23 protein-coding genes are annotated in these 24,291 nt (G+C 30.5%); 20 read left to right on the top strand and 3 right to left on the bottom strand.

The window, feature by feature from the left end:
• Positions 1-41 precede the first annotated feature (41 nt).
• A complete protein-coding gene (locus BSD9I1_RS16610) occupies positions 42-836 on the top strand; it encodes an XdhC family protein (RefSeq protein ID WP_186431275.1) in 795 nt (264 codons plus the stop codon).
• 110 nt (positions 837-946) lie between these two features.
• On the opposite strand, the gene ppx is transcribed toward BSD9I1_RS16610, so the two are convergent.
• Positions 947-2,452, bottom strand: coding sequence for an exopolyphosphatase (gene ppx, locus BSD9I1_RS16605; RefSeq protein ID WP_186431274.1), 1,506 nt, complete (start codon positions 2,450-2,452; stop codon positions 947-949).
• A 252-nt stretch (positions 2,453-2,704) separates the two neighbouring features.
• Here ppx and BSD9I1_RS16600 point away from each other — a divergent pair, with 252 nt between their 5' ends.
• Both BSD9I1_RS16600 and BSD9I1_RS16595 read left to right on the top strand, forming a co-directional pair.
• Positions 2,705-3,253, top strand: a complete 549-nt coding sequence (locus BSD9I1_RS16600; RefSeq protein ID WP_186431273.1) for an NADH peroxidase — start codon at positions 2,705-2,707, stop codon at positions 3,251-3,253.
• A 161-nt stretch (positions 3,254-3,414) separates the two neighbouring features.
• A complete protein-coding gene (locus BSD9I1_RS16595; protein ID WP_035311151.1) occupies positions 3,415-3,597 on the top strand; it encodes a small, acid-soluble spore protein, alpha/beta type in 183 nt (60 codons plus the stop codon).
• A 64-nt stretch (positions 3,598-3,661) separates the two neighbouring features.
• On the opposite strand, the gene BSD9I1_RS16590 is transcribed toward BSD9I1_RS16595, so the two are convergent.
• A complete protein-coding gene (locus BSD9I1_RS16590; protein ID WP_186431272.1) occupies positions 3,662-5,401 on the bottom strand; it encodes a methyl-accepting chemotaxis protein in 1,740 nt (579 codons plus the stop codon).
• 223 nt (positions 5,402-5,624) lie between these two features.
• Between BSD9I1_RS16590 and BSD9I1_RS16585 the strand changes: the two genes are divergently transcribed.
• The 7 genes from BSD9I1_RS16585 (at position 5,625) to BSD9I1_RS16555 (ending at position 11,879) form a co-directional block, all read left to right on the top strand.
• Positions 5,625-6,674: a hypothetical protein gene (locus tag BSD9I1_RS16585; RefSeq protein ID WP_186431271.1), complete on the top strand. Its 1,050-nt coding sequence runs from the start codon at positions 5,625-5,627 to the stop codon at positions 6,672-6,674.
• A 58-nt stretch (positions 6,675-6,732) separates the two neighbouring features.
• Positions 6,733-7,155, top strand: coding sequence for a DMT family transporter (locus BSD9I1_RS16580; RefSeq protein WP_186431270.1), 423 nt, complete (start codon positions 6,733-6,735; stop codon positions 7,153-7,155).
• Between the two features lie 12 nt (positions 7,156-7,167).
• On the top strand, positions 7,168-7,650 hold the full coding sequence (locus BSD9I1_RS16575; RefSeq protein ID WP_186431269.1) for a DMT family transporter: 483 nt from the start codon (positions 7,168-7,170) through the stop codon (positions 7,648-7,650).
• Between the two features lie 198 nt (positions 7,651-7,848).
• Positions 7,849-9,453, top strand: a complete 1,605-nt coding sequence (locus tag BSD9I1_RS16570; protein WP_186431268.1) for an MASE3 domain-containing protein — start codon at positions 7,849-7,851, stop codon at positions 9,451-9,453.
• Between the two features lie 123 nt (positions 9,454-9,576).
• Positions 9,577-10,866, top strand: coding sequence for a glycoside hydrolase family 18 protein (locus BSD9I1_RS16565; protein WP_186431267.1), 1,290 nt, complete (start codon positions 9,577-9,579; stop codon positions 10,864-10,866).
• Between the two features lie 162 nt (positions 10,867-11,028).
• On the top strand, positions 11,029-11,265 hold the full coding sequence (locus BSD9I1_RS16560) for a helix-turn-helix transcriptional regulator (protein WP_186431266.1): 237 nt from the start codon (positions 11,029-11,031) through the stop codon (positions 11,263-11,265).
• Positions 11,253-11,879 carry a hypothetical protein gene (locus tag BSD9I1_RS16555; RefSeq protein ID WP_186431265.1) on the top strand — a complete coding sequence of 209 codons (627 nt, stop codon included), beginning with the start codon at positions 11,253-11,255 and terminating at the stop codon, positions 11,877-11,879. Before BSD9I1_RS16560 ends, BSD9I1_RS16555 begins: the two co-directional genes overlap by 13 nt.
• Before the next feature lie 90 nt (positions 11,880-11,969).
• On the opposite strand, the gene BSD9I1_RS16550 is transcribed toward BSD9I1_RS16555, so the two are convergent.
• On the bottom strand, positions 11,970-12,326 hold the full coding sequence (locus BSD9I1_RS16550; RefSeq protein ID WP_186431264.1) for a DUF2512 family protein: 357 nt from the start codon (positions 12,324-12,326) through the stop codon (positions 11,970-11,972).
• 146 nt (positions 12,327-12,472) lie between these two features.
• On the opposite strand from BSD9I1_RS16550, the gene BSD9I1_RS16545 reads away from it, so the two are divergent.
• The 10 genes from BSD9I1_RS16545 to BSD9I1_RS16505 all read left to right on the top strand — a co-directional run bounded on the left by BSD9I1_RS16545 (position 12,473) and on the right by BSD9I1_RS16505 (position 24,281).
• Positions 12,473-13,006, top strand: a complete 534-nt coding sequence (locus BSD9I1_RS16545; protein WP_186431263.1) for a hypothetical protein — start codon at positions 12,473-12,475, stop codon at positions 13,004-13,006.
• A gap of 326 nt (positions 13,007-13,332) precedes the next feature.
• Complete coding sequence (locus BSD9I1_RS16540) at positions 13,333-16,476, top strand: cell wall-binding repeat-containing protein (protein WP_186431262.1); 3,144 nt, start codon at positions 13,333-13,335, stop codon at positions 16,474-16,476.
• Positions 16,477-16,694: 218 nt separating this feature from the next.
• Positions 16,695-18,590 carry a sigma 54-interacting transcriptional regulator gene (locus BSD9I1_RS16535; protein WP_186431261.1) on the top strand — a complete coding sequence of 632 codons (1,896 nt, stop codon included), beginning with the start codon at positions 16,695-16,697 and terminating at the stop codon, positions 18,588-18,590.
• Positions 18,591-18,756: 166 nt separating this feature from the next.
• A complete protein-coding gene (locus BSD9I1_RS16530; RefSeq protein ID WP_186431260.1) occupies positions 18,757-19,056 on the top strand; it encodes a UxaA family hydrolase in 300 nt (99 codons plus the stop codon).
• Positions 19,056-20,216, top strand: coding sequence for a UxaA family hydrolase (locus BSD9I1_RS16525; RefSeq protein ID WP_186431259.1), 1,161 nt, complete (start codon positions 19,056-19,058; stop codon positions 20,214-20,216). The genes BSD9I1_RS16530 and BSD9I1_RS16525 overlap by 1 nt, the downstream gene beginning before the upstream one ends.
• A 91-nt stretch (positions 20,217-20,307) precedes the next feature.
• The gene (locus BSD9I1_RS16520) at positions 20,308-21,270 is read left to right on the top strand and encodes a 2-keto-3-deoxygluconate permease (protein ID WP_373419360.1); all 963 of its coding nucleotides are present in this window, start codon (positions 20,308-20,310) and stop codon (positions 21,268-21,270) included.
• Entirely contained in the window at positions 21,263-22,477 is a 1,215-nt protein-coding gene (locus BSD9I1_RS16515) for a four-carbon acid sugar kinase family protein (protein ID WP_186431257.1), read from the top strand. Before BSD9I1_RS16520 ends, BSD9I1_RS16515 begins: the two co-directional genes overlap by 8 nt.
• Positions 22,478-23,443: a 4-hydroxythreonine-4-phosphate dehydrogenase PdxA gene (gene pdxA, locus BSD9I1_RS16510; RefSeq protein ID WP_186431256.1), complete on the top strand. Its 966-nt coding sequence runs from the start codon at positions 22,478-22,480 to the stop codon at positions 23,441-23,443. It abuts the gene before it with no gap.
• Positions 23,444-23,498: 55 nt separating this feature from the next.
• On the top strand, positions 23,499-23,624 hold the full coding sequence (locus BSD9I1_RS19050) for a hypothetical protein (RefSeq protein WP_278281263.1): 126 nt from the start codon (positions 23,499-23,501) through the stop codon (positions 23,622-23,624).
• Between the two features lie 111 nt (positions 23,625-23,735).
• Complete coding sequence (locus BSD9I1_RS16505; RefSeq protein WP_186431255.1) at positions 23,736-24,281, top strand: histidine phosphatase family protein; 546 nt, start codon at positions 23,736-23,738, stop codon at positions 24,279-24,281.
• The last annotated feature ends 10 nt before the right edge of the window (positions 24,282-24,291 follow it).

Genomic DNA, 24,291 nt, shown 5'->3' with positions numbered 1-24,291 from the left:
TATAAGTAATATTATAACTAAAAAACTGGGGGTTAATTAACATGGAAGCAAGGATAATGGAAGAAGTACTAAAGAAAGTCCATGAAAATAAAAAATGTTCCTTGGCAATGATAACTGAAGTTCAAGGATCCTCTCCGGGGAAAATTAACGCAATGATGGCTGTATTTGAAGATGGTACAACTTACGGAACTATAGGTGGAGGAAAACTTGAATATACAGCTATCAAAGATTCCTTAGAGTGTATGGAAAAGGGTACAAGTAAGGAATTTACTTATGCATTGCAAACCGGTGAGGGGGGCTTGCAAATGGATTGTGGAGGACAAACTAAAGTATTTGTAAAATCCTTTTTACCCACACCTAAACTTTTAATAGTTGGGGGTGGACATGTAGGTATGGAGCTTGCAAAAGTTAGTAAGTTTTTAAATTACTATACAGTAGTATTTGATGATAGAGAAGAATATGCAAATAAAGAAAGATTTAAAGATGTAGAAGAAACCATTGCAGGAGATTTTAAGGAAAACTTAAGTAAATATCCCATTGATGAAAACACCTATATAATAATAGTAACCAGGGGACATTTATGTGATGAAATAGCTTTAGAGAGTGTAATTAATTCAAAGGCTAAATATATAGGTATGATAGGAAGTAAGGGAAAAGTTATAAATATGATGAATAGGCTTAAAGAAAAAGGAGTAGATAAAGAGGCCTTAGAGAGGGTATATGCTCCTATAGGGCTAAAGCTTGGAGGCAATGAACCAAATGAAATTGCTATAAGCATATTTGCAGAAATTTTAATGATTAAAAATGGCGGAAGCTTAAAACATATGAAACTTTAAAAATGTCTTCATCCCACTGCTGAAGGAGGGAATTTCGCTTTTGCGAAATTCCTTTAAATTAATACTTATCAAAGAGCTGACAAGCCCGCAGACCGATAGGTCATAAAATATTAATCACCTACTATAATAAGCTTCTTTTTAAACAGCTTCTTAAATTTATCTGAAGCTATTAAGGCTTCATTAATTTCTAAGGAAGAATGATTTTTAGAGTGAAGCTTTAATGTTACGGAGCTTTCATTAATAATAACATCTGCCCGCCCTACATTGCCATTCAAACCTCTATCCAGACTTTCTGATATTTGAAGAAGCACTCCTAATTTTTCAATTATTTGTAGTTCTTCTCTTTTTATAAGTTTTTTATGGTAGGGTTCAGTTAAGGCAAAATCCTGTTTTCTGTGAAGCGCTGCAATATATGCAGAAATCAAAATGTCTTTATGGCAAAGCCCATATAAACTGGAATTTAAAATCATGTAAAAAGAATGTTTATGATGATTATGATAATCTAAGGTAATACCACAATCATGCAACAGGGAAGAAACCTTTAGTATTTTTGAAAAATCTCTTGGAGCTTTAATTAAACTTTTTAATTGAGTATATAGAGATAAACACATATTAAATACTCTCTCGGCATGAACTATATTAACGTTATAATTTATCATAATATTTCTTAAGGAGAAATCTAATACATCGTCTAATATAGAATTATCTTTTAAAATATAGCTATACAAAATTCCATCTCTTAAGCCTTTTGAGCTTACATATATTTCAGAAATATTACAGTATTCCATTACAGCATTTACAACAGAGACTGCATTTGGAAATATATCTATTCTATCTATAGAAAGTCCTTTTACCTTCTTTCTAGAGCTTATGGTTTTGCAAACAACAAAATTATATATTTCCTTTACTTGTTCTGGAGTCATTTGATAGTTATGAATTGTATCAAATGGATATTTGATTTTTCTTCTATGTATTTTTGCTATATTTCTTACAGTACCACCAATTCCAACTAACGGAATACCTCTTATATTCTTTATCCATGGAGCTTTAATAAAAAACTCCTTAATATAATCTTTAAGATGGCTTTCGTTAATCATACACCCCTTGCCAGACAGTTTAAACTTTTCTGCTAGACTTAGTGCTCCAAAAGGAAAGCTTATAGAATTCTTAATTTGTTTATTTCTAACCTCTATAAGTTCAGTGCTTGCACCACCTATATCAATCATAAGACAATCACTAATATTTAAGCTATTTATACCACCTAGGAAATCATAGTAAGCCTCCATATTACCATCAATTATTTCTATATTTATTTGGGTTTCCCTATAAACATTTCGTATAAACTCTTCTCTGTTAGATGCTTTCCTTACAGCTTCAGTGGCTACAGCTATTATTTCATCAACACTTAATTCATCACAAAGCTTCTTGAAAAAACCTAAAGTGTCTATGGCCTTTTTCATTCTTTTAGAACATAAGCTACCATTTTTATTTATATCTTTACCAAGTCTCACTGTTTCTTTAAACTCATCTATAACTTTAAAATATTCATTATTTATATCCACGATAACAAGTCTTATTGAATTAGAACCTATATCTATAACACTAATTCTTTTCATAATTAGTCTCCTCTCACTAGATATTATTTATATATTATTTGAAAAGATATCACAGTTCAATTCATTTTTATACAAGAAGGAAAAAATTTTAAATTTATTTTAAAAAAGCTATTGATAATTAATAGTAATTATTATATAATAATAATTGTAAACAAGAGAATGCAAAAATGAATTAATAATTAAAAATGATAATAACCCCATAAGATGGGATTAGAAATAAAAAAATAAGTAATTTTAGGGAGGATTTTTATTATGAAAAAATTTGTATGTACAGTATGTGGATATATTTATGAAGGAGAAGCAGCACCAGAAAAGTGTCCACAGTGTGGAGTGCCAGCTGATAAGTTTATAGAAAAAGTTGAAGGAGAGTTTGCTTGGGCAGATGAGCATAAAATAGGAGTGGCAGAAGGTGTTGATCCAGAAGTTATAGAAGGATTAAGAGCAAACTTCACAGGAGAATGCACAGAAGTTGGAATGTATCTTGCAATGTCAAGACAGGCTGATAGAGAAGGATACCCAGAAATCGCTGAAGCGTATAAGAGAATAGCTTTTGAAGAAGCAGAACATGCAGCAAAATTTGCTGAACTTTTAGGAGAAGTAGTAACAATTAGTACTGAAAAGAACTTACAGTTAAGAGTTGAAGCAGAGCACGGAGCTTGCCAAGGCAAAAAAGACTTAGCAACACTTGCTAAAAAATTAAACTTAGATGCAATTCATGACACAGTGCATGAAATGTGTAAAGATGAAGCTAGACATGGCTCAGCATTTAAGGGGCTTTTAAGCAGATACTTTGGAAAATAATTAATATAAAATAAAAAACAAGCATAATAAAAATGCTTGTTTTTTTATTTTATAAAAACGTCACAATTTCCTTATATTATGCAACATAAAAGTATCTATTGTTGGAGAAATTAATAGAGTAAGCAGCATATAAATGTTTCTCTACAAAAGGAGGAGTTTTTATGTCACACAAAGGTAATAAAAATAGTAAAGATAATAAAAAATCAAAACAAAAAACTAAAAAACAACTAGATAAAATGAAAATGGAAACATCTAATGAAATAGGGTATTCTAATGAATCTAAAAAATTAGGCAAAAATAAATTAAGACCTGAAATGAAAGATGGAAAATTTAATAGTATGTAGGATTTTAAGTAAAATAAGGACATTTATCAAAATGTCCTTATTTTACTTTTAATGATATATACACTTAGACAATAAACTTTTCTAGAGTGTTTTGAAGATCTTTTGAGAGTTCTGTAAGTTCATTTATAGAAGAAGATATTTCTACCATGGATGCCGTTTGTTCTTCAGTTATAGATGCAGCTTCTTCTGTAAAGGAGGCACTTTCAGTAACTAGATTTTCAATATTATTTATTGAGTTTTCTACAGATAATATATTATTGTTTACAATTTGAGTTTCATGAGAAACTGCATTGATTTTATTTACTACTTCAGAAACAGAAAGTTTTATATCGTTAAATGCATTTTCTGTTGATTGAAGAGAAGATGATTGCTCATCTATTGAGATTTTAGTGTTGTTCATCTCAATAACAGCCTTTTCAATATCCCTTTGAACTTCTAGTATCAGGTTATTAATTTTTTCAGTTGACTCCTTAGACAATTCAGCGAGTTTTTTTACTTCATTAGCAACTACTGAAAAACCACGCCCTGCCTCGCCAGCCCTAGCAGCCTCAATCGAAGCATTTAAAGCTAATAGGTTGGTTTGTCCTGTGATTCCATTAATAAATCCTATAATTTGCCCAATTTCAGAAGACTTAATAGATAACTCTGAAATTACTTCAGATACGTTTTGTGAAGCCTTTTGACTATGGGACATTTTATTCCTTTGGTACTCAAGAATTCTAGTACCATTATTTACGATTTTCATAGATTTATTTGCAAGATCACTTATATTTAGAGTATTATCAGCTATACTATGTAAACTAATTGAAACATCTTTTACTAAATTATTGCCTTCATGAGCTAATTTTGACTGTTCTAAAGCACCTTCTGATATACTTGTAACAGTTGCAGAAATTTCTTCAGATGCTTTACTAGTTTCTTCAGAAGACTTCAATATTTCATGAGAAGAAGATAATACAACAACACTCGTTTCCCTTGCTTTAGAAATTAAGAATCTAATTTCACTCAAAAACTTATTAAATTGTTTGGTAAGCATTCCTAATTCATCTTTGGAATAAACCCTACCTTCAACAGTGAGATCACCTTGTTCTGCTTTATTAATAACTCTTTCAAGTTCTGAGATGAAGTTTTTAATCCCTTTATAAGTAGATAAGATGAGGATAGTTAAAAACACAATTACACAGATACTAAAAAGTAATATTCCGATTAAGGTCTTTCTAAAATTAAGGGACTCCTTATTAGCTTCATTTATCATATCTTCTGCTTTAAGTTTTGCGGTAACTTCAATTTGCTTTACTAATGAATCCATATCATCTGTAGGGGCTCTATCGATACCTTTTACTAAGGCATCTACTATCTTAAAGCTTTCCTTATTATTAGAATCGTATTTTTTTATTGCTATAGTATATTTATCATATAATTCTTTATGAGAGGATAATAAGTTATCAATCAATGAAGTGTCTAAATCCTTTAAAGACATATCTGTCTTAAGTGTTATTAAATCTTCCTGAATAGCTTTATGTTTGTTCAAAAATGCATCATAGTATTTTTTAAATGATGCAGGATCATTTCCTCTTAATAAAGTATTTTTCCACTCTTGTACTTGTTCTTTAAAGTCAACTTCAATTTTTCGTGAAGAATTAACCAGATCAATATAGTCAATAGTATTATGAAGTCTGGAATGAGATTTTTCGTTTGAATTATTAAACGAAGTCCATGAAAAAAAACTAATGCCAATTGTTAATATTATGGTGAATGCTACCATCATATATAATCTAAGTTTTATGCCGCTATTATTATTCATTTTATGCCCCCTTTTGAGTTTATTTTTATTTAATAATTGTTATAGCAACTATATTATAACATGCTATTGGTGAAAAATGGAATAATATATTTTTAATATAAACAATATGACGAAATGTAGAAAATTAAGACGTTAGTTTTACTAAGTTTATTTATTGATAAAAAATAATATAACGGGAAAATTAATAACTATAATAGTTTTAATATTGATCTTGGAGGTAAGTATGAGGAGATTAATTACTGCGTTTGGATTAAGTAATGAAGCGATATTATTTGACTCAAAGCTTTATATAATAAAAGCGATTTTAGCAATAGGAACAGGATATATTGTTGGAAAAATATCCATTGTTGCAAGGTTGGATATGATCTCCGTATTACTAGGAGTTATGTACAATTTAGAGCCTATTAATATAGTAGGGGTTAAAAGCGGCGTAAGTCAACTTATTTCATCCACATTAGGAGCAATATGTACATCAATTTTAATAGTATTTTTAGGCATAAATGTTTTCACTATTGCAATTTCCATGGGATTAACCTTATATTTATCTCTTAAAATAAATTGGAGAATGATTTCTCCTGTGGCAATATTTACGTGCATTTATATGACTCAATATATTCAAAAAAATTCCTTAGGCAATCCCAGTATATGGCTTACATTCAAACTTAGAATTGTAGCACTAGGCATTGGAGTGATAATAGCTATTTTATATAATTATTTATTTTCTTTTATATATTATAGAGAAATAGCATACAAAAGACTAGAATTTGCAAAACTTAGACTTTTAAATGGATTAGAATATACAAAAACACAGCTAAAAAATAAGTGCATAAATAGAGGAAAGGAATATATAACTCTTTTTCCATATATATTTAATGATCTAGATTTAGTACACTCAAATATTGAATTAGTGATAAGTGAGTCAAAGTATTTATCTACAGGAGAAAAGCGAAAAAAGCTTCAAGTTATGCAGAAGATCTTAGAGCACTTTTGGCAAATTAATCATTTAGCTTATGATATCAATTTTGAAATTTGTAAGGAAGAAAAATATGATGAATTTGATAAAAATAGTTTTAGATTAATTAATAAAGCTATAGAAAATTTGAGAATTATAAACTTTATTTCTAACAATAAAACACATGAATTACTAATAGATGATATAGAATATAAAAGTATAGTTAACTCAAATGATAGAATATACTCTAATATAAGTGCAATAGAGCTATATACAAAGCTAGTTGTGAAAGAAGTTAGAAAATTAGACTCTACTTTATAAAAGCTATTTTATTTGATAAACTTATTAATGGGGTATTAAAAGATGATGGAGGGATTGTATGTATAAATTTTCTGCAGCGTTTATAGGCGTTTTAATTGCTATAATGGTTGCATTTAACGGAGTATTAGACATTGAGGTTGGTACGTATTTAGCAACAGTTATAATACACATAGTAGGATTAATCACGATAGTACTTTTACTAGTACTTAAAAAACAAAGGTTCTTGATTAAAGAAAAGCTTCCTACATATTTGTTTAGTGCAGGGGCCATGGGAGTATTCGTAGTCTCTTTTAACAATATCTGCTTTAATAATTTAGGAGCTTCATTAACTTTATCATTGGGCATTATTGGACAGCTACTATTATCATGTATTGTTGATCATTTTGGATTGTTAGGGATGAAAACTTATAAGTTTAAAAAGAAAAAACTTATAGGTTTTGCAATAATATTTATAGGAATTGTCGTTATGACTATGTATTAAGGGGGAGTAGAAATGTATATAATACTAGCAGCCATAACTGGGGGACTAGTTATATTATCAATGATAATAAATTCTAGGTTAGCTAATAAAATAGGAGTGCTTCAAGGAACTCTTGTGAATTATATAGTTGGATTGGCATTTACTCTAGTTTTAGTAATGATACTAAAAGGACCTGAAGAGTTTATCACTAATAACTTAAGTAATGTTCCGTTCTACGGATTTTTGGGCGGATTTATCGGAGTTATGGTAGTAGCTACTTCAAATGTAATAATTCCAAAGATACCAGCCATATACAGCACACTTCTTATTTTTATAGGTCAAGTTTTTACAGGAATAATAATAGATTATATAAGACTTAGTTCTGTTTCAAAGGGGAAAATAATTGGTGGATTGATTATTATCTTAGGACTTCTGTATAATACTAATTTGGATAAAAATCAGATGGAAAAGGAAGAACATGAAATTTTAGAAGAAACTATTATAGATAATGACTAATAGCTAAAGTAATATTTTTATAGTGATGAGTTCTTAATTATAATTAAGAACTCATCATTGTTTTAAATGAAAATTCAACAAATAAGAACAATTGTTTGTTAATAATATATGAATATATAAATTAATATTTATAACAATATTGAAAATAATGGTATTATGTATTTGTGGGTTAATTTAATGGAATGGGGAGGGTTAAAAATGAATATGACTTATAGCGGTGAGCACGATTTACAAGACGTAAGAAAAAGTGTTATATTTAAGTCTTTGTTTTACATAGTGGCATGCATAAGTATTGCAATATTTATGCACAATACTTGGATAAAAAACTTAAACCTGTATCATACAATATTAGAGGCAACTTGTGTTTTTTTTGCATTGGCAATATTTGTATCAATATGGTATAACTATGAAAGAAATTCTTCAAGAAATTGTATACTAGCTTTAGGCTTTTTAGTTATAGCAAATTTTGATATAATGCATGCTATTTATTTTTTGAAATTAAATTTAAATGTTAATTCATATTTTGATCTATCCACAAGGTATTGGATGATTGGAAGGCTAACAGAAGCTATAATTATACTTTTATGTACGTATAAGTTTAAGTATAGACTCAATAAATGGAAAGGCCTCGGAATCGCACTTAGTATAGTTTTAATAGTGTATTATTGCACAATTAGTTATCATGATTATTTCCCAATACTATTAACAACTAAGGGAGTTACACCCGTAAAAATAGTTTTAGAGTATATAATTATAGCTTTATATTGTACAAGCTTATATATAATTAATGGTAAAATGCTTAATGAAAACTATGAAGAAAATAATGTGGAATATAATTATATATTAGTAGCTCTTCTTATGATGATTCCATCAGAAATATGCTTTACATTATATAGTTCAGTTGAAGGAATTTCTTGGACCATTGGACATATGTTAAAAATAACATCCTATTATTTTTTATTTAGAGGAATTTTTATTAGTACAATTACTTACGCCTATGAGAAGCTTGAAATAAAACATAAGCAGTTAGAGGATGCTTATAAAAAAATTGAGAAAGCGAATATGCAAATTAGGCAAGAAAAATTAATAATACAGCAGCAGGATAAGCTTGCAGTACTAGGACAATTAGGAGCAGGAATAGTACATGAAACCAGAAATTATTTAACAACCATAAAAGGGCGCTGCCAATTAATAGAAGCTGTATCACAAGCAGAAAGGGTTAAGGAATATGCAAAAAAAATTAATAATGATGTAAACGAAGTCAATGCAATTATAAGTGAGTTTTTATTTTTATCAAAGCCTAGGGAAACAAGACTAGAGGAAGTTTCCATGTATGATATATTTGAAAGTACAAAAAACCTAGTTGAAACATCATCACTAGTACAAGGTATAAATGTTAATATGAAAATATCAAAGGAAGAACGGTACTTATTATGTGATGAGGTACAAATAAAGCAAGTTATATTAAATATTTGTAGAAATGCAGTAGATGCAATGACTGAAACAGCAGCTCCTACGTTAGATATAAAAACGGGATATAATGAAGAAAGAAATGAGATGTTTATAAGAATTGAAGATAATGGGAAAGGAATGTCTAGTGAAGATTTAGAAAAGGTAGGAACACTATTTTATACTACTAAAAAAAATGGTACAGGATTAGGATTAAGTGTATGTTATGAAATAATAAAACAGCATAATGGAAGAATAGACATACAAAGTAATCCGGGGAAAGGAACCTCTTTTACAATTATTTTACCTTGCATAAAAGATGATGAATTTCAAGAAGTAATGGTAAGTGTATAATTTTAAAGAAGACGTAACTAGAGAGTATTTTAAATAATAATCTCTAGTTTTTTATTTTGATACAGTTTTCTGTAAATAACATATACTAATATTATAGATTAATTTTTATAGGGGAATAAAATAATGCAAATACATGTAGTTCAGTCAGGTCAAACTTTATATGGTATAGCTAACGCCTATAACACTACTATTTCGCAAATCGTAGTAGCAAATGAAATTGAAAACCCAGATCAGTTGGTTGTTGGTCAAACTTTAGTAATTCCAGTATGGGGGAATTTTTACACTATACGGTCAGGGGACACGTTGTCTGCTATTGGACAAAGATTTAATATTAATTATAAAGAGCTTGCACGAATTAACAATATTTCTGTTGATAGACCTCTGCAAGTTGGATTTAGGTTATTCATTCCACCGAAGCCTAAAAAAAGAGCTGAAATAAATGCATATGTTGAACCTATGGGAAACTCTGTAACTCCTGCTCTTGAAGCAGCAGCAGAGGAGGCAACTCCGTATTTAACTTATCTTGCCCCATTTAGTTATAGAATTCAAAGAGATGGAAATCTAATAGAACCACTGTTGAATAATTTTTCACAAATTGCAGCGCAAAACGATGTTGGCTTAATGATGGTGTTAAGTAATTTGGAAGAAGGCCAATTCAGCACAGAGCTTGCTAGAATAATTTTAACAAGTGAAGAGGTGCAAAATAGATTATTGGATAATATTGTACGAATAGCAAATAATATAGGATTCATAGATGTTCATTTTGACTTAGAATTTATATCACCTGGGAACAGAGAAGATTATAATAATTTTTTAAGAAGAGCAAAGGCAAGACTTTCTCAGGAAGGAATAACTTTATCTACAGCGCTTGCTCCAAAAACCAGTTCAAGTCAAAAAGGGTTATTGTATGAAGCTCATGACTATAAGGCACATGGAGAAATTGTGGATTTTGTAGTTTTAATGACTTATGAATGGGGATATAGTGCAGGCCCTCCAATGCCTGTATCACCTATTGGCCCAGTAAGACAAGTGATTGAATATGCACTTACAGAAATGCCTTCATCTAAAATTATGATGGGACAAAACTTATATGGATATGATTGGACTCTTCCCTATGTTCAAGGTGGACAGTATGCAAGAGCTGTTAGTCCTCAGCAGGCTATTGAAATAGCAAGGGTAAATAATGCTCCAATTAAATATGATTATACAGCACAAGCTCCTTATATTGATTATGTTGATAATCAAGGAAGATCACATAAAGTATGGTTTGAAGATGCTAGATCCATTCAAGCAAAGTTTAATCTTATAAAAGAACTGAACTTAAGAGGAATAAGCTACTGGAAACTGGGACTTTCATTTCCTCAAAATTGGCTGCTTATTGAAGAAAATTTTAATGTTGTTAAATTAGTATAAATTTTTAAAATAGCTTTATTATAAATCATCATAAGTATTATTACTGTACTAAATTAAATTTAGTGCAGTTTTTTTATTCATATGCAATAGTATGTTTGATATAAGGAACTTTTTGTTGACTATATACAACATTAGGCGTATGCTAAATTCAGGAGGGTTAATATGGTAAAGAGAAAAAAGTTATTTAATACTAAAATAAAGGTTCTTAGAGTTGAAAGGAATTTAACTCAAGAGGATTTAGCTATAGATCTAGGAGTAAATAGGGGGACTATTTTAGAAATTGAAAGAGGTACTTTTAATCCATCTTTAAAATTAGCTTTTTCTATAGCAAAATACTTTGATAAAACTGTTGATGAAGTTTTTGAAATCTTAGAGGAGGATGAGGAATGGCAAACATAGCAAATTTATTACTATCATCACATACCCTATATGTTGCTATTATAAGTTCAATTTTCTTTATAAAATTATTAGAGCATAAAGATGAATTAGAGGAATTTGCATTTAATAATGCATTAAAAAATTCTATACTTATAGATGTTTTAGCATTATTAGGATATAGCCTTTATATGGTGACTATAGGAAATAAGGATGTCAGTATTCATATTATTTTCCTAGGCATAGAAGTTCTAGCTACTTTAACATTAATATTTAACTTTTTAGAGTTAAAAGGATTTAGTTTATCTATGAAAATAACCAATGAAAAATTAGGTAAGGCGTTATTAACACTTTCAACTACTATAAGCTTCTTATCATCAATAAGTTTGATTTTTAAATTTGGCTGTTTAAATAATAATTTTGGAATAATAAGATATGATGAATTGATATTATATGTAAATGTAATTATGCTGGGGATTATAATCCCATTGTTTCCTAACATCAGAAAAAAGTTAACTAGAGAAGAATATAAAAATCACCAAAGGAAAATAAATAAAAAATTTAATATTTTTATTATAGTGTATGTATTATATATGATAGGATTAATAGGTTATGTTATTTATAGGGTAACTAAATAAAAATAATATAGTATGTAGCGTTAAATAATTTAGCTTCATACAACATAACACTATAACACTGAAAAAGAGATTATTAGGTCTGACAAAGGCCTAATAATCTCCTTTTTTTGTTTTGCCACTTCGTATTAAGTATAGATGAAGTAAAGCCTCCAGTACAGAAAGTATAAGTGCAATGGACATTGCTGCCCCATAAGTTACAAAGGAATTATAAAGAATAAATTGGCTAAAATATACAATGAAAAATGTTATTGTAAAATCTAAGGCGTTATTTACCCAAAATGCACCTCTGTCAAGGAATGATAGTTCTGTCACATGACCTACAATTGCAAGAACTAATCCCACAATTATGATTTGATATAGAGAATCATAGCGAACATATGGTGACAATAAATCAAATATATAAATAAGTAAAGGACAAGTGATCATTTTAATAATAAGACCTGTCATTTTTAAAACTCCCTTCAGTAGTTTATAATACTAGAGTTTCCAAAATAGCATTGATTCATTCAGAATACTAGTAAACTTATCAATTTATTAAGAACATATTTTTAATTAATCATATACTATTATTGAGAACAATTAATTACTAGTGGGTGATTTTTATTAAGAAATATGGTGGATATGATATTTCTAAGCTTGAATTATTAGGCAGAGGAACTCAAGGGAAGGTTTATAGGATAGACGCTGGAAAATGTATTAAAGTTTTTAAAAGCAAAAGTGTGTGCAAAGGTGAAGCGGATACTCTTAAAATGGCTCAAGGAGATAAGCATTTTGCCAAACTATATGATAGTGGAGAGCATTATATTGTAAGAGAATGTATTGCCGGCATAGAACTTAATAAATACTTAAAGACTGATCCCTTAAGTATAGATATCTCAGCTAAAATTCTTGATGTATATGAAGCTTTAGGAAGAGTGGGCTACGCTAGGCAAGATATAGCACTATTCCATATATTTGTAACACCTGGAGGAGAGTTTAAAATAATAGACACAGGAAGAGTTATGAAGAAAAAAAGCACATATCCTAAAATAATGCTTACAGGATTAAAGACACTTGGATGCAGAGAAGAATTTTTAATTCATGTAAAAATGTTAAGGCCAGAACTTTATAAAAGGTGGAGTAAATAGTCCACTTGATAAGTAAGTCCATTTAGTCACTAGTTCATTATCTCTAATCGCTAAAAGCTTGATTTGGTGTTATAGCGGTTAGAGAATATTTTTTTAAATGGGGAAAACAAATTACAGAATTACAGAATTACAAAAAATTATATAGAGCTTATAAGTTCTCATAATAAAATCCAATGGAAAAACTCATTATAGAAATTATGATAGGGATATTATGCTATTATTTAAATGTCTCTTTTCTTCCTTAAATTACAAATATAAACTATTAAAATCCTGTGCTATACTAAATGAGATATTAGATAAAAATACTTTTAAATAGGAGAATCACCATGACTAAAACACTAAAATTTTTCTGGACAACCCTTTTAGCACTTGTTTTAATTTTTAACAACTTATTTAGTTTTCTTACATTAGGCAGCGGGAATTCACTAAATAAAGTACATGCAGCAGACTTAAAAGTAAATATTCCTTTAAATTTTACTCCCACTCATTCTATTATTCATCCAAGTAAACCCATTTTATATTTTACGGATATAGCAGGTAAGAAAGTTTATTCAATCAATTATGAAACCGGTGAAACTAAGAGCATACAGTTTGATTTACCTGCAGAGAGAATTGCTTTTCATAATGATGAAGTTTATGTAACTCTTTTAAAAAGTGGACATCATTATTATGACACATCATCAGAGGATGGAACTGGTGCTGTGGCCATAATTGATGCTAATAATTTTACATTGAAGGATAGATTTGATGTGGATATAGACCCTTTTGATATTGTAGTAGATGCACAGGGATTTATCTATTTGTTTGGTGGTTCAAATCAGCATACGGTAACAAAAAGCTACTCTAGAGAGACACATTTACACGTATCTACTGATTGGGGTTATATGAAGAGATATGCAGAGTTTAATCCGAAAGAAGATAAAATATATACAATAGAGAGTACGGACTCTCCAACAGATATGATTGTACATAAAACAAATAACGGAGTTTATACAGAAAGATACGATTCTCCTTATCATGGAGATTATAAATTGTTTCCAAGGTTTAGAATATCTCCAGATGGAAAATACATATTCAATGCTTCAGGGGTTATTTTCAAAGCAACAGATAGTAAGTACGATGATATGACATATGTTACTTCGTTAAATACTGAATTTTTTGATATAGCTTTTGATATTAAAAACAATAAATTTTACACTGCTGTAAAAGGTAATAAAATTGCTGTATATAGTTATAACGACTTTAATGTGTTGAAATATTATTATGCACCAGGTACAGTGGACAGATTGTTTTTTCAAGATGATGATCTTATAGCTGTTTTTAAGGATAGTAAGAATAGATATTTTATTCAAAGTGTATCCCTGTATTCACCAGTAACTATTAGTGATACAGATAAATCCTATAATGAAAACAAATACGCTGTTACAACTGCAAAATATGATAGCAACAGAAATAAGGTGTATGCTTTAAATAAAACCTTAGATAACCTATTCGTTATGGATGCAGAAACAAATAAATTAGAAAAAACAATTAAGCTTCCATATAAATCGTCAAATTTAACTATATCGGAAGACTTTAGCAAATTATACATTGTAAATGAAGACGAAGATTATTTAGTGAGTGAATATGATTTAAATAATTTTTCAAATACTAGAAATTTATCTTATAAAATTGCTAGAAATTTAGATTTGGAAAATGGACATAGACATATATATGAAAAAAATAATAAACTTTATATAGTAGATGGAAGTTATCCCAAATTATTAATATTTGATGCAAATAGTTTTGATGAGATAAAATATAGTCCTATAATAAAAGATATAGGAGATATTGCTTTTAGCTCTGATGGCAAATATATTTACAAATGGGAACAGTATTATTGGCCATCAAGTATTTCAAAATCTGATGTAATAAAGTATTCAATAGACGGAAATAGTGTTAAAGAAGTTGAAAAATCTAATTTAGATTATCCTCATCCTAACGAGGAACCTCTGGACGTGCCAGTTATAATATTGGAAAATAAGAACTTGCTTATATATAGGAATAAAGTTTTTAAATTAAATGATTTGTCTAAGCCAATAAGAAATTTTAGTGAGCAAATTTATGCAGTAGATGAAAGTAGAAATCTAGCAGTTGGGAGAACAAGAATATATAACTTAGATACTGGTAAGGCTATTAGAGTTGTACCAAATCATAGTATTAATACCATGTTTTTTGATAATGCAGGTAAATTGCATTTCTTTAATGGAAAGAATATGTACTCTATAGATCCTTTGACAGCGGAAGGCACACTTGAAGTGCTAAGAAGTATGCCATCAGGTGATGAGGGAGAAGATACACCAATAGACTTCCCTCTAGTGATTCAATTTTCTGATAAAATTGCTTTGGTTAATCAGGACAATATATCAATTACAGATGGTAAAAACTATTATGGAACTGAAGCGTTTATAAATGAAGATATGCTTGTAATTGCACATAGTGATCTTCCTTATGAGACAAAGCTTACTTTAGAGGTAGGAGAAAATACTGTAAATAGCATTGACGGAAAAAAGAGCAATAGAAAGGTTAATATTAACTTTTACACAGGAAAACAATATAATCGTATAGCTGGTTCTAACAGATATGAAACAAGTGTTAAAGTTTCTGAGCAGTGGTCCAGTTGTAAATATGCAGTACTTGCTTCAGGGCAAGACTTTCCAGATGCATTAAGTGCTGCACCACTTGCATCAAAGTATGATGCACCTATTTTATTAACAAATCCTAAAAAAATGGATATTAAAACAGAAGCTGAAATAAAGAGACTTGGAGTTAGTGAAATTTTTATTGTGGGTGGATACGCTTCTGTATCAAAGGATATAGAAAGTAAATTAACATCAAAAGGAATTAAGGTTACAAGACTTCAGGGAAAAGATAGATATCAAACATCTATGGCTATAGCAAATTTTATAGGCACAAATGGAGAATTATTCATTGCTGCCGGAAGTAATTTTCCTGATGCTCTATCTGTAGCTTCCTATGCCGCAGCAAAAGGAATTCCTATTATATTAACACAAAAGAATAGGCTTCCTGACGGATTCCCACAGTATGTATTAGAGCATCATATAAGTAAGGCATATGTAATTGGTGGACCTGGAGTTATTAATGATAGCATGCTGTGGAATTACCTAGCGGATACTGAAAGAATATATGGCAAAAATAGATATGAAACAAATCTTATGGTTTTAAGTAAGTTTGAGTTCTACTTTGGAACTACTTTTATAGCTTCAGGACAAGGCTTTGCTGATGCACTGTCAGCCTCTGCGCTAGCAGGACTAACACAATCACCTATTGTACTTGCAGATAAAAGCTTATTGGGTAATAATGAGGTTGTTGCAGCATTGAAAGATTCAGCGCCCATGATGAAAATAAGATATACAATAGGAGGAGAAGGTTCTGTACCATCATATGTTATAGACAGGATATTTAAATAGTGCCAATTAAAAGATAAAAATAAGCTCACTTTACGCACTGCATACCTATAGCGATTGCAGTTGGTAAAGTGGGCTTATTTAGGTTATATAAGTAGATGTATTATTATAATTTTCTTATGTATGTGTTATAAAGTTAGATGCATCAAGGGGAAATAAGATTACAAGTAAAGCTAACATATGTATAATAATATGTAAGTAATGATTGTGAGGCGATAGATATGAAGGATATAGTATTTATAGCTCCTTTTGAGAGATTAAGGATTTTAGCACAAGAAGTTGTTGAATCAAAGAGATATAGCAATATAGAAGTAGTGTATGGTGACTTGAGTGGAGGAGTAGAGGTTGCAAAAAAGGTTATTGAAGCTGGAGCAAGAGTCATTATATCAAGGGGTGGTACCTATACTATGATTAAAAATCTTTTTAATCTTCCTGTAGTAGAATTACAAGCAACATCTTTTGATATTTTAAGAGGATTTAAAGAATTAATGATGTACAGAGGAAGAATTGGAGTTGCAGGATATGAAAATATTATTTATGGATGCGAGACAATTGGTGAACTATTAAATTTAGATATAGCTAAGATTAAAATTAATAATGAGGAAGAAGCTGAAGAGATATTAAAACAATATATACAAAATGAAGCAATAGAAGTTTTTGTAGGGGACACTATAGGAAGCAAAGCAGCTATGAGGCTGGGTTGTAAAAGTTATATGATAGAGTCTGGTATTGAGTCAATACTTTATGCAATGCAAGAAGCACGAAGAATACTTACAGAATTAAAAATTGAAAAGGAAAGAACTGAAAAGCTTAGAACTATTATGAATTTTATTCATGATGGAATAATAGCCATTGATGATAAAGGTATAGTTAATATATTTAATTCAATGGCTGAGAAGATATTTGGAGTTTCTGAACAGGAGGCTATTGGAAAGCATATTGAAGATGTAGTAGAAAACACTAAACTAAGCGATGTATTAAAATCCAGTCAGATGGAAATTGGAGATATACAAGATGTTGGAAAAGCCAAAATTGCAACAAATAGGGTACCTATAATAGTGGATGATGATGTTACAGGAGTTGTTGCAACATTTCAAGATATCACTAAAATTCAAGATTTAGAGCATCATATAAGAGTTAAGCTGCAGAAAAAGGGCTTTATAGCTAAATATATGTTTGAAGACATCATTTATAAAAGTTCTCAAATGAGGGAGTGTATAAATAAAGCAAAAACTTATAGTCAATATGATTCACCTGTGTTAATTTTAGGAGCATCCGGGGTAGGTAAAGAACTGTTTGCTCAAAGTATTCATAATAGCAGTAGTAGAAAAAATGCTCCATTTGTAGCTGTAAATTGTGCGGCATTTCCGCCTACACTTATAGAAAGCGAATTATTTGGATATGTAGAAGGAGCCTTTACTGGAAGTGCAAAAGGGGGGAAGGCTGGTGTATTTGAACTTGCTCACGGAGGAACAATATTTTTAGATGAAATAGGAGAGCTATCATTAGAGGTCCAGAGCAGATTTTTAAGAGTTATTCAAGAAAGAGAAGTTATGAGAATAGGAGATGACAAGGTAATACCTATTGATGTAAGAATAATAACTGCTACTCATAGAAATATAAGAGAAATGATAAGGGAGCGGAAATTTAGAGAAGACTTATACTATCGAATAAATATTCTTACTGTTATAATCCCAGCACTAAATAGTAGACAAGAAGATATAATAGAACTTTCTAAGTTTTTTATAAATGAATATTCAAACAAATATAATAAAAAAGTTAAAAAAATTTCTAGGAAAGCAGAAGAATACTTAAATACTTATATATATAAAGGAAATGTAAGAGAGCTTGAAGGGATAATTGAGAGAGCCGTTATATTGTGCAATAAAGATGAAATTACATTAGAAAGTATTAAATTGGAGTATATGGAAGCAGAAGGATCGGTTAATAAGAAAAACAATAAGAAAGAAGCAGATAAATATAAAACTTTAAAAGAATTGGAAAATGAGTATATAAATGAAGTTATAAGCCATTGTGAAGGGAATTTAAGTGAAGCTTCTAAGATTTTGGATGTAAATAGGACAACGTTATGGAGAAGAAGAAATAGTGGTGCATAATGCACTGCTGTTTCTTTTTGCAATAAAAATAATGTTGCAAAAAGAAACAATGTTAGAAGAAAAGTTTTTGAAAACCTTATGAATACGAGAAATTTAGTTTTGGCATGGTAGTTGCTATATATATAAACAAACGTGAAAACAAAAAACAATCATAGGAGGTATGGATATGTTAAAATTGGCAGTTGTGGCTAATGAAAACGATAATGTTGCTACAGCAGTAAAAGATTTAAAAAAAGGTGATAAAGTACTAATTGATTTATTTGGGAGTGAAATAGAAGTAATGCTTAAACAACATATACCTTTTGGTCATAAATTTGCTATTCAAGATATAGCAAATGGTGAAGAAATAATAAAATATAAAGAATCTATAGGACAAGCTACACAGGATATAAAGGTTGGAGATTATGTACATGTTCACAATGTAGTAAGTGAAAGAGGACGTGGAGATTTGGAGGTGTCTAAATAATGAAATTATATGGATATAGAAGAGAGAATGGAAAAGTAGGTATAAGAAATTATATATTGATTCTTCCAGCATCAGTTTGTGCAAGTGAAGTATCAGCAAGAATTGCAGCTCATGTAAGCGGTTCTGTATCATTGCCCAATCAACATGGATGTTGTCAAGTAGGAGCTGATTTAGAACTTACAACACAAATAATAAAAAATCTAGGCAAAAATCCTAATGTAGCTTCGGTTTTAGTTGTAGGACTTGGATGTGAAGGAGTACCAGCTAAAGAGGTTGCAGAAGAAATTAGTAGAGATACTGGAAAAAGAGCTGAATGTTTAATAATTCAGGAATGTGGAGGAACTATCAAAACAGAAGCTGAAGGCATTAAAATAGCAGCAGAAATGGCTAGAGAGGCAGCAAAACTTAAAAAGGAAGAAATAGATATAACAGAGATAACTCTTGCTATAGAATGTGGCGGTTCTGATACTACATCAGGTCTTGCTTCCAATCCAGCTGTTGGATATGCATCAGACAAATTAGTATCTTTAGGAGGAACATCAATATTTTCAGAAACTACAGAATTTATAGGTGCTGAACATATATTAGCTAAACGAGCTGTAACTAAAGAAGTAGGAGATAAAATCCTTGAAATAGTTGCTAATTGTGAAAAGAAGGCAAATACAATGGGTGTAGACATGAGAGGAGGACAACCTACTCCTGGCAATATTCAAGGTGGCTTAACTACTATAGAAGAAAAATCTTTAGGATGTATTTATAAAGGCGGAACATCACCAATTGATGGAGTATTAGATTATGCTGAAATACCATCAAAAAGAGGGTTATATATAATGGATACTCCAGGACAAGATATTGAATCTATTACTGGCATGGTAGCAGGCGGAGCAACAATAGTTGCATTTACTACAGGAAGAGGGACTCCAACGGGAAGCCCATTAGCTCCAGTTATTAAAGTTACAGGTAATCCAGAAACATTTATGAAGATGCAGGATAATATGGATATCAATGCCGGAACTATAATCGATGGAACTGAAACAATACAAAAAGTTGGCGAGGAAATCTTTGCTGAAATGCTTGAAGTTATCAATGGGAAACAAACAAAAGCAGAATCATTAAACCACAGAGAATTTGGAATGTATAAGCTTATATCAACATTTTAACAATAGGTAATTTAATCAGTATAAATATAAAGGTTAGAAGAATGCCTTCTTAGCCTTTATATTTATATAAAATTATATAAAGGCAGGAGGAATGGAAATGAAAATCTTACAAACAGTGAAGAAGGTTCCAGGAGGATTAATGGTAGTTCCTCTTTTACTTGGAGCATTGATGAATACATTTTTCCCACAGGCTTTAGAAATAGGTGGATTTACTTCTAACTTATTTAAAACAGGTGCAATGCCGATTTTAGCAGCATTCCTATTTTGCAATGGGGCACAGATAAATGCTAAACAAGCAGGAACTCCACTAGTGAAGGGCGTAGCTTTAACATTTACAAAGTTTATTATTGGTGCAATAATAGGTGTTCTTGTTAATAATATGTTTGGTGCAGCAGGTGTTTTAGGAGTTTCAGCACTTGCGCTAATCGCAGCATTTACTAACTCAAATGGAGGACTATATGCAGCTTTAGCAGGAGAGTATGGAGATTCAACAGATGTTGGAGCAATATCTATACTTTCATTAAATGATGGACCTTTCTTTACTATGTTAGCATTTGGAATAACAGGAATAGCTACAGTTCCAATTATGGCATTAGTTGCAACTATAGTTCCAATAGTAATAGGGTTTGTATTAGGTAATTTAGATGAAGATATAAGAAAATTTCTTGAGCCTGGAACAGTACTATTAATACCGTTCTTTGCATTTCCATTAGGTTCAGCACTTAATTTTGGACAAATTATAGAGGCTGGTATTCCAGGAATAATACTAGGAATTGGCTGTACAATAATAACTGGTCTTGGTGGATACTTAATAATGAAGCTCCTTAAATCCAAACATCCACAGGTTGGTGCAGCGGTTGGTACAACTGCAGGAAATGCAGTAGCAACGCCTGCAGCTTTAGCAGCAGTTGATCCATCTGTGCAGACTATTGCGGCAACAGCAACAGTTCAAATTGCAGCAGCAATTATTGTTACGGCAATACTATGTCCTTTAATGGTAAATTATTTGCATAAGAGAGAAATAGGAGTACGAAAGGAACAGGCAAGTGTATAGATATTTGATAGTAGCAGATGACTTTACGGGTTCTAATGATACAGGAGTTCAGCTAAAAAGACGTGGTATTAATACCAATGTAGTATTTTCAAGTGAAACTATAAACACTGATTTAAGTTCGTTTGTTATTGATACAGAATCTAGAGCGATGCCCGAAGATGAGGCATATAAGAAAATAGAAAATATTTTGAGAGATGTTGATTTCCTTAAATTTGAGTATGTACTGAAGAAGGTAGATTCTACATTAAGAGGAAATATAGCTAAAGAAATAAAGGCTGTAGATGATGTATATAAAAGTGATCTTATAATATTCGCACCAGCATTTCCTAATCTCAAAAGAACTACTGTCAATGGAATTCATATGTTGAATAATGTGCGTATAACACACACTGAAATGGCCAGAGATCCTAAGACGCCTGTAAAAGAAGATAATATAAACCTTCTTATTAAACATGAGTTTAATGAAGAAATACATCATATATATCTAAGAGATGTAAGGAAAGGTAAAATAGATTTTTCAAGAGGGAGAATATATACTCTTGATGCAGAAACAAATGAAGATTTAATTACAATAGTACAAAAGGGTATAGGAAGTAATAAAAAAGTACTATGGGTAGGCTCTGCTGGCCTTGCTGATGGGATATTAAAGGTTAATACTAATGTAAATCCAGCCATAGCAGTAGTAGGAAGTATAAGTGAAGTTTCCAAGAATCAATTACATTATGCGGTAGCTAATAATAATGCTTTGGTTAAAATAAATATAGGAAGATTACTAGAAAGTAATGATATATCTAGCATAGTGAGAGAGGTTTTAGAAAAGATTAATCAAGGCTTAGATGTTATTATAGCTTCTTCTTATGAAAGACAGGACTATGATAAAGACATACAATTAGGGCAAACTCTAAGTTATAGTAAAGAGGAAGTAAGTGTATTCACACAGAGAATCTTAGGGAAAATAATAGCTGAAGTATTAGAATCTAGCAAAATATCAGGTCTGTTTTTGACAGGTGGTGATACTGCTATAGGAGTTATTGAAGAATTAGATGCTAATGGTTCTAGCATAGAACAAGAAATTATGACAGGTATACCGCTTATGACTTTAAGAGGGGGAAGATGTGATGGGTTAAAAGTTATTACCAAGGCAGGGGCATTTGGAGAAATTAATGCTATTGATTATTGCTTAAGAAAATTAAAGGGGGACATTTAAATGAAGCTCATAGGGATAACAATGGGAGACCCAGCTGGAATAGGCCCTGAAATAATATTGAAAGCTCTAGAAGAAGAGAAGGAGCTAAGAAAAAAATCTGTTATATTTGGAAGCTATAAAGTATTAAATTACTATAAAGAATTATTAAATATTAATACAGATATAAATATTATAAATGAAATTAATGAATTTGATGATAAGGCTATTAATATAATTAATGTAATTGATTTAGATATAAGTGATTTTAAAATTGGAGAAGTATCACCTATATGTGGAGAGGCTGCTTATAGATATATAGAAAGAGCTATGGAGGATGCTAAAGGAGGACAAATAAAAGCTGTAACTACTGCTCCACTAAATAAAGAAGCACTGCATTTAGGTGGTCATAATTATGCTGGGCATACAGAAATTTTTGCAAAACTAACAGATACAAAGAAATATGCTATGATGCTTACAAGTGAAAAGTTTAGAGTTATCCACGTTTCTACTCATGTATCTTTAAGAGAAGCCTGCGATAGGGTTAAAAGGGATAGAATTTTAGATGTTATAATGCTAGCAGAGGACACTCTAAAGAAGATGGGAATAAAAAATCCCCAAATTGCAGTATCAGGATTAAATCCACATGCAGGAGAATCAGGTTTATTTGGACGTGAAGAAGTAGAAGAAATTATACCTGCAGTTAATGAGGCTATTAGGTTAGGATTTAATGTAGAAGGACCTGTACCGCCAGATACAGTATATTTGAAAGCAAAACAAGGGAAGTATGATGTAGTCATAGCTATGTATCATGATCAAGGACATATACCTATGAAGATGTTAGCTTTTGATACAGGAGTAAATATAACCGTAGGACTACCTATAATTAGAACTTCAGTTGACCATGGTACAGCTTTTGATATAGCTGGTAAAGGGATTGCAAAAGGAGATAGCATGATAGAAGCTTTGAAGATGGGAGAATTATTTTAAAGAATAAAACTTCTTTCTGTGGATAAGCTAAATTTAGAGAGGAGTGAGATTTAAGATGACTGGATTTAAAGATGAAGACTTAGGAAAATTAAGTAAGCCTGTAAAGATGGATATACAAGATAAGTTTAACAAGGAAAACAATAAGCCGAAATCAAAGCGAAATGAGAATGCAAATAAATAATTAAAAGGAAAGCAGTGCAAGAACTATTTTATTATTGCACTGCATTTTTTCTGCAGTTTCTGTAAAATCTATATTGGTATGATATTTATTAATAATATGAGGTGAAATAAAATGAAAATAGGACTTGTTAGGCATTTTAAGGTGGATATAAAGAAAAACTTTTTCATGACTGCAGAGGAATTTGATAAATATACTGCTGAATACGACAAAGCAGGAGTTATAAAAAATGAACTTGTAGTAGATGAAGAGTGGGATAAATGCTATTGCAGCAGCTTAAGCAGAGCAATAACTACTGCAAAAACTATATATGATGGTGAAATCATAGTAACAGATAAACTGGTTGAAATTCCAACAGCAGCATGGGTAAAACTTAAATTTCATATACCATATCATATTTGGGCAATACTTAATAGAATTGCATGGATAAGAAATCATACATCTCAACCAGAATCAAGAAAATTAACTTTGAAAAGGGTAAGTGAAATTTTAGATACAATATTAAGTGAAAATCAAGGGGAGAAAAATATTTTGATTGTAAGCCATGCCGGAACACTTTATGAAATTCGTAAAATGCTATTTGCAAGAGGCTTTCATGGAGATAAATTTTTGAAAGCAAGTAACGGAAGGCTTTATGTGTATGAAAATAAGAACTTGTAGTCAAGTACAT

The sequence above is a fragment of the Clostridium sp. BSD9I1 genome (genome assembly GCF_900185645.1).
Classification (GTDB): domain Bacteria; phylum Bacillota; class Clostridia; order Clostridiales; family Clostridiaceae; genus Clostridium_AK.
The sequence above is the reverse complement of the archived record's forward strand: the minus strand, read 5'-3'. Positions and strand labels throughout refer to the sequence as shown.

Bases quoted from the DNA above. Each gene is read 5' to 3' on its own strand.
- BSD9I1_RS16610 (WP_186431275.1), top strand. From the start codon at position 42: ATGGAAGCAAGGATAATGGAAGAAGTACTAAAGAAAGTCCATGAAAAT.
- ppx (WP_186431274.1), bottom strand. From the start codon at position 2,452: ATGAAAAGAATTAGTGTTATAGATATAGGTTCTAATTCAATAAGACTT.
- BSD9I1_RS16600 (WP_186431273.1), top strand. From the start codon at position 2,705: ATGAAAAAATTTGTATGTACAGTATGTGGATATATTTATGAAGGAGAA.
- BSD9I1_RS16595 (WP_035311151.1), top strand. From the start codon at position 3,415: ATGTCACACAAAGGTAATAAAAATAGTAAAGATAATAAAAAATCAAAA.
- BSD9I1_RS16590 (WP_186431272.1), bottom strand. From the start codon at position 5,401: ATGAATAATAATAGCGGCATAAAACTTAGATTATATATGATGGTAGCA.
- BSD9I1_RS16585 (WP_186431271.1), top strand. From the start codon at position 5,625: ATGAGGAGATTAATTACTGCGTTTGGATTAAGTAATGAAGCGATATTA.
- BSD9I1_RS16580 (WP_186431270.1), top strand. From the start codon at position 6,733: ATGTATAAATTTTCTGCAGCGTTTATAGGCGTTTTAATTGCTATAATG.
- BSD9I1_RS16575 (WP_186431269.1), top strand. From the start codon at position 7,168: ATGTATATAATACTAGCAGCCATAACTGGGGGACTAGTTATATTATCA.
- BSD9I1_RS16570 (WP_186431268.1), top strand. From the start codon at position 7,849: ATGAATATGACTTATAGCGGTGAGCACGATTTACAAGACGTAAGAAAA.
- BSD9I1_RS16565 (WP_186431267.1), top strand. From the start codon at position 9,577: ATGCAAATACATGTAGTTCAGTCAGGTCAAACTTTATATGGTATAGCT.
- BSD9I1_RS16560 (WP_186431266.1), top strand. From the start codon at position 11,029: ATGGTAAAGAGAAAAAAGTTATTTAATACTAAAATAAAGGTTCTTAGA.
- BSD9I1_RS16555 (WP_186431265.1), top strand. From the start codon at position 11,253: ATGGCAAACATAGCAAATTTATTACTATCATCACATACCCTATATGTT.
- BSD9I1_RS16550 (WP_186431264.1), bottom strand. From the start codon at position 12,326: ATGACAGGTCTTATTATTAAAATGATCACTTGTCCTTTACTTATTTAT.
- BSD9I1_RS16540 (WP_186431262.1), top strand. From the start codon at position 13,333: ATGACTAAAACACTAAAATTTTTCTGGACAACCCTTTTAGCACTTGTT.
- BSD9I1_RS16535 (WP_186431261.1), top strand. From the start codon at position 16,695: ATGAAGGATATAGTATTTATAGCTCCTTTTGAGAGATTAAGGATTTTA.
- BSD9I1_RS16530 (WP_186431260.1), top strand. From the start codon at position 18,757: ATGTTAAAATTGGCAGTTGTGGCTAATGAAAACGATAATGTTGCTACA.
- BSD9I1_RS16525 (WP_186431259.1), top strand. From the start codon at position 19,056: ATGAAATTATATGGATATAGAAGAGAGAATGGAAAAGTAGGTATAAGA.
- BSD9I1_RS16520 (WP_373419360.1), top strand. From the start codon at position 20,308: ATGGAAATGAAAATCTTACAAACAGTGAAGAAGGTTCCAGGAGGATTA.
- pdxA (WP_186431256.1), top strand. From the start codon at position 22,478: ATGAAGCTCATAGGGATAACAATGGGAGACCCAGCTGGAATAGGCCCT.
- BSD9I1_RS19050 (WP_278281263.1), top strand. From the start codon at position 23,499: ATGACTGGATTTAAAGATGAAGACTTAGGAAAATTAAGTAAGCCTGTA.
- BSD9I1_RS16505 (WP_186431255.1), top strand. From the start codon at position 23,736: ATGAAAATAGGACTTGTTAGGCATTTTAAGGTGGATATAAAGAAAAAC.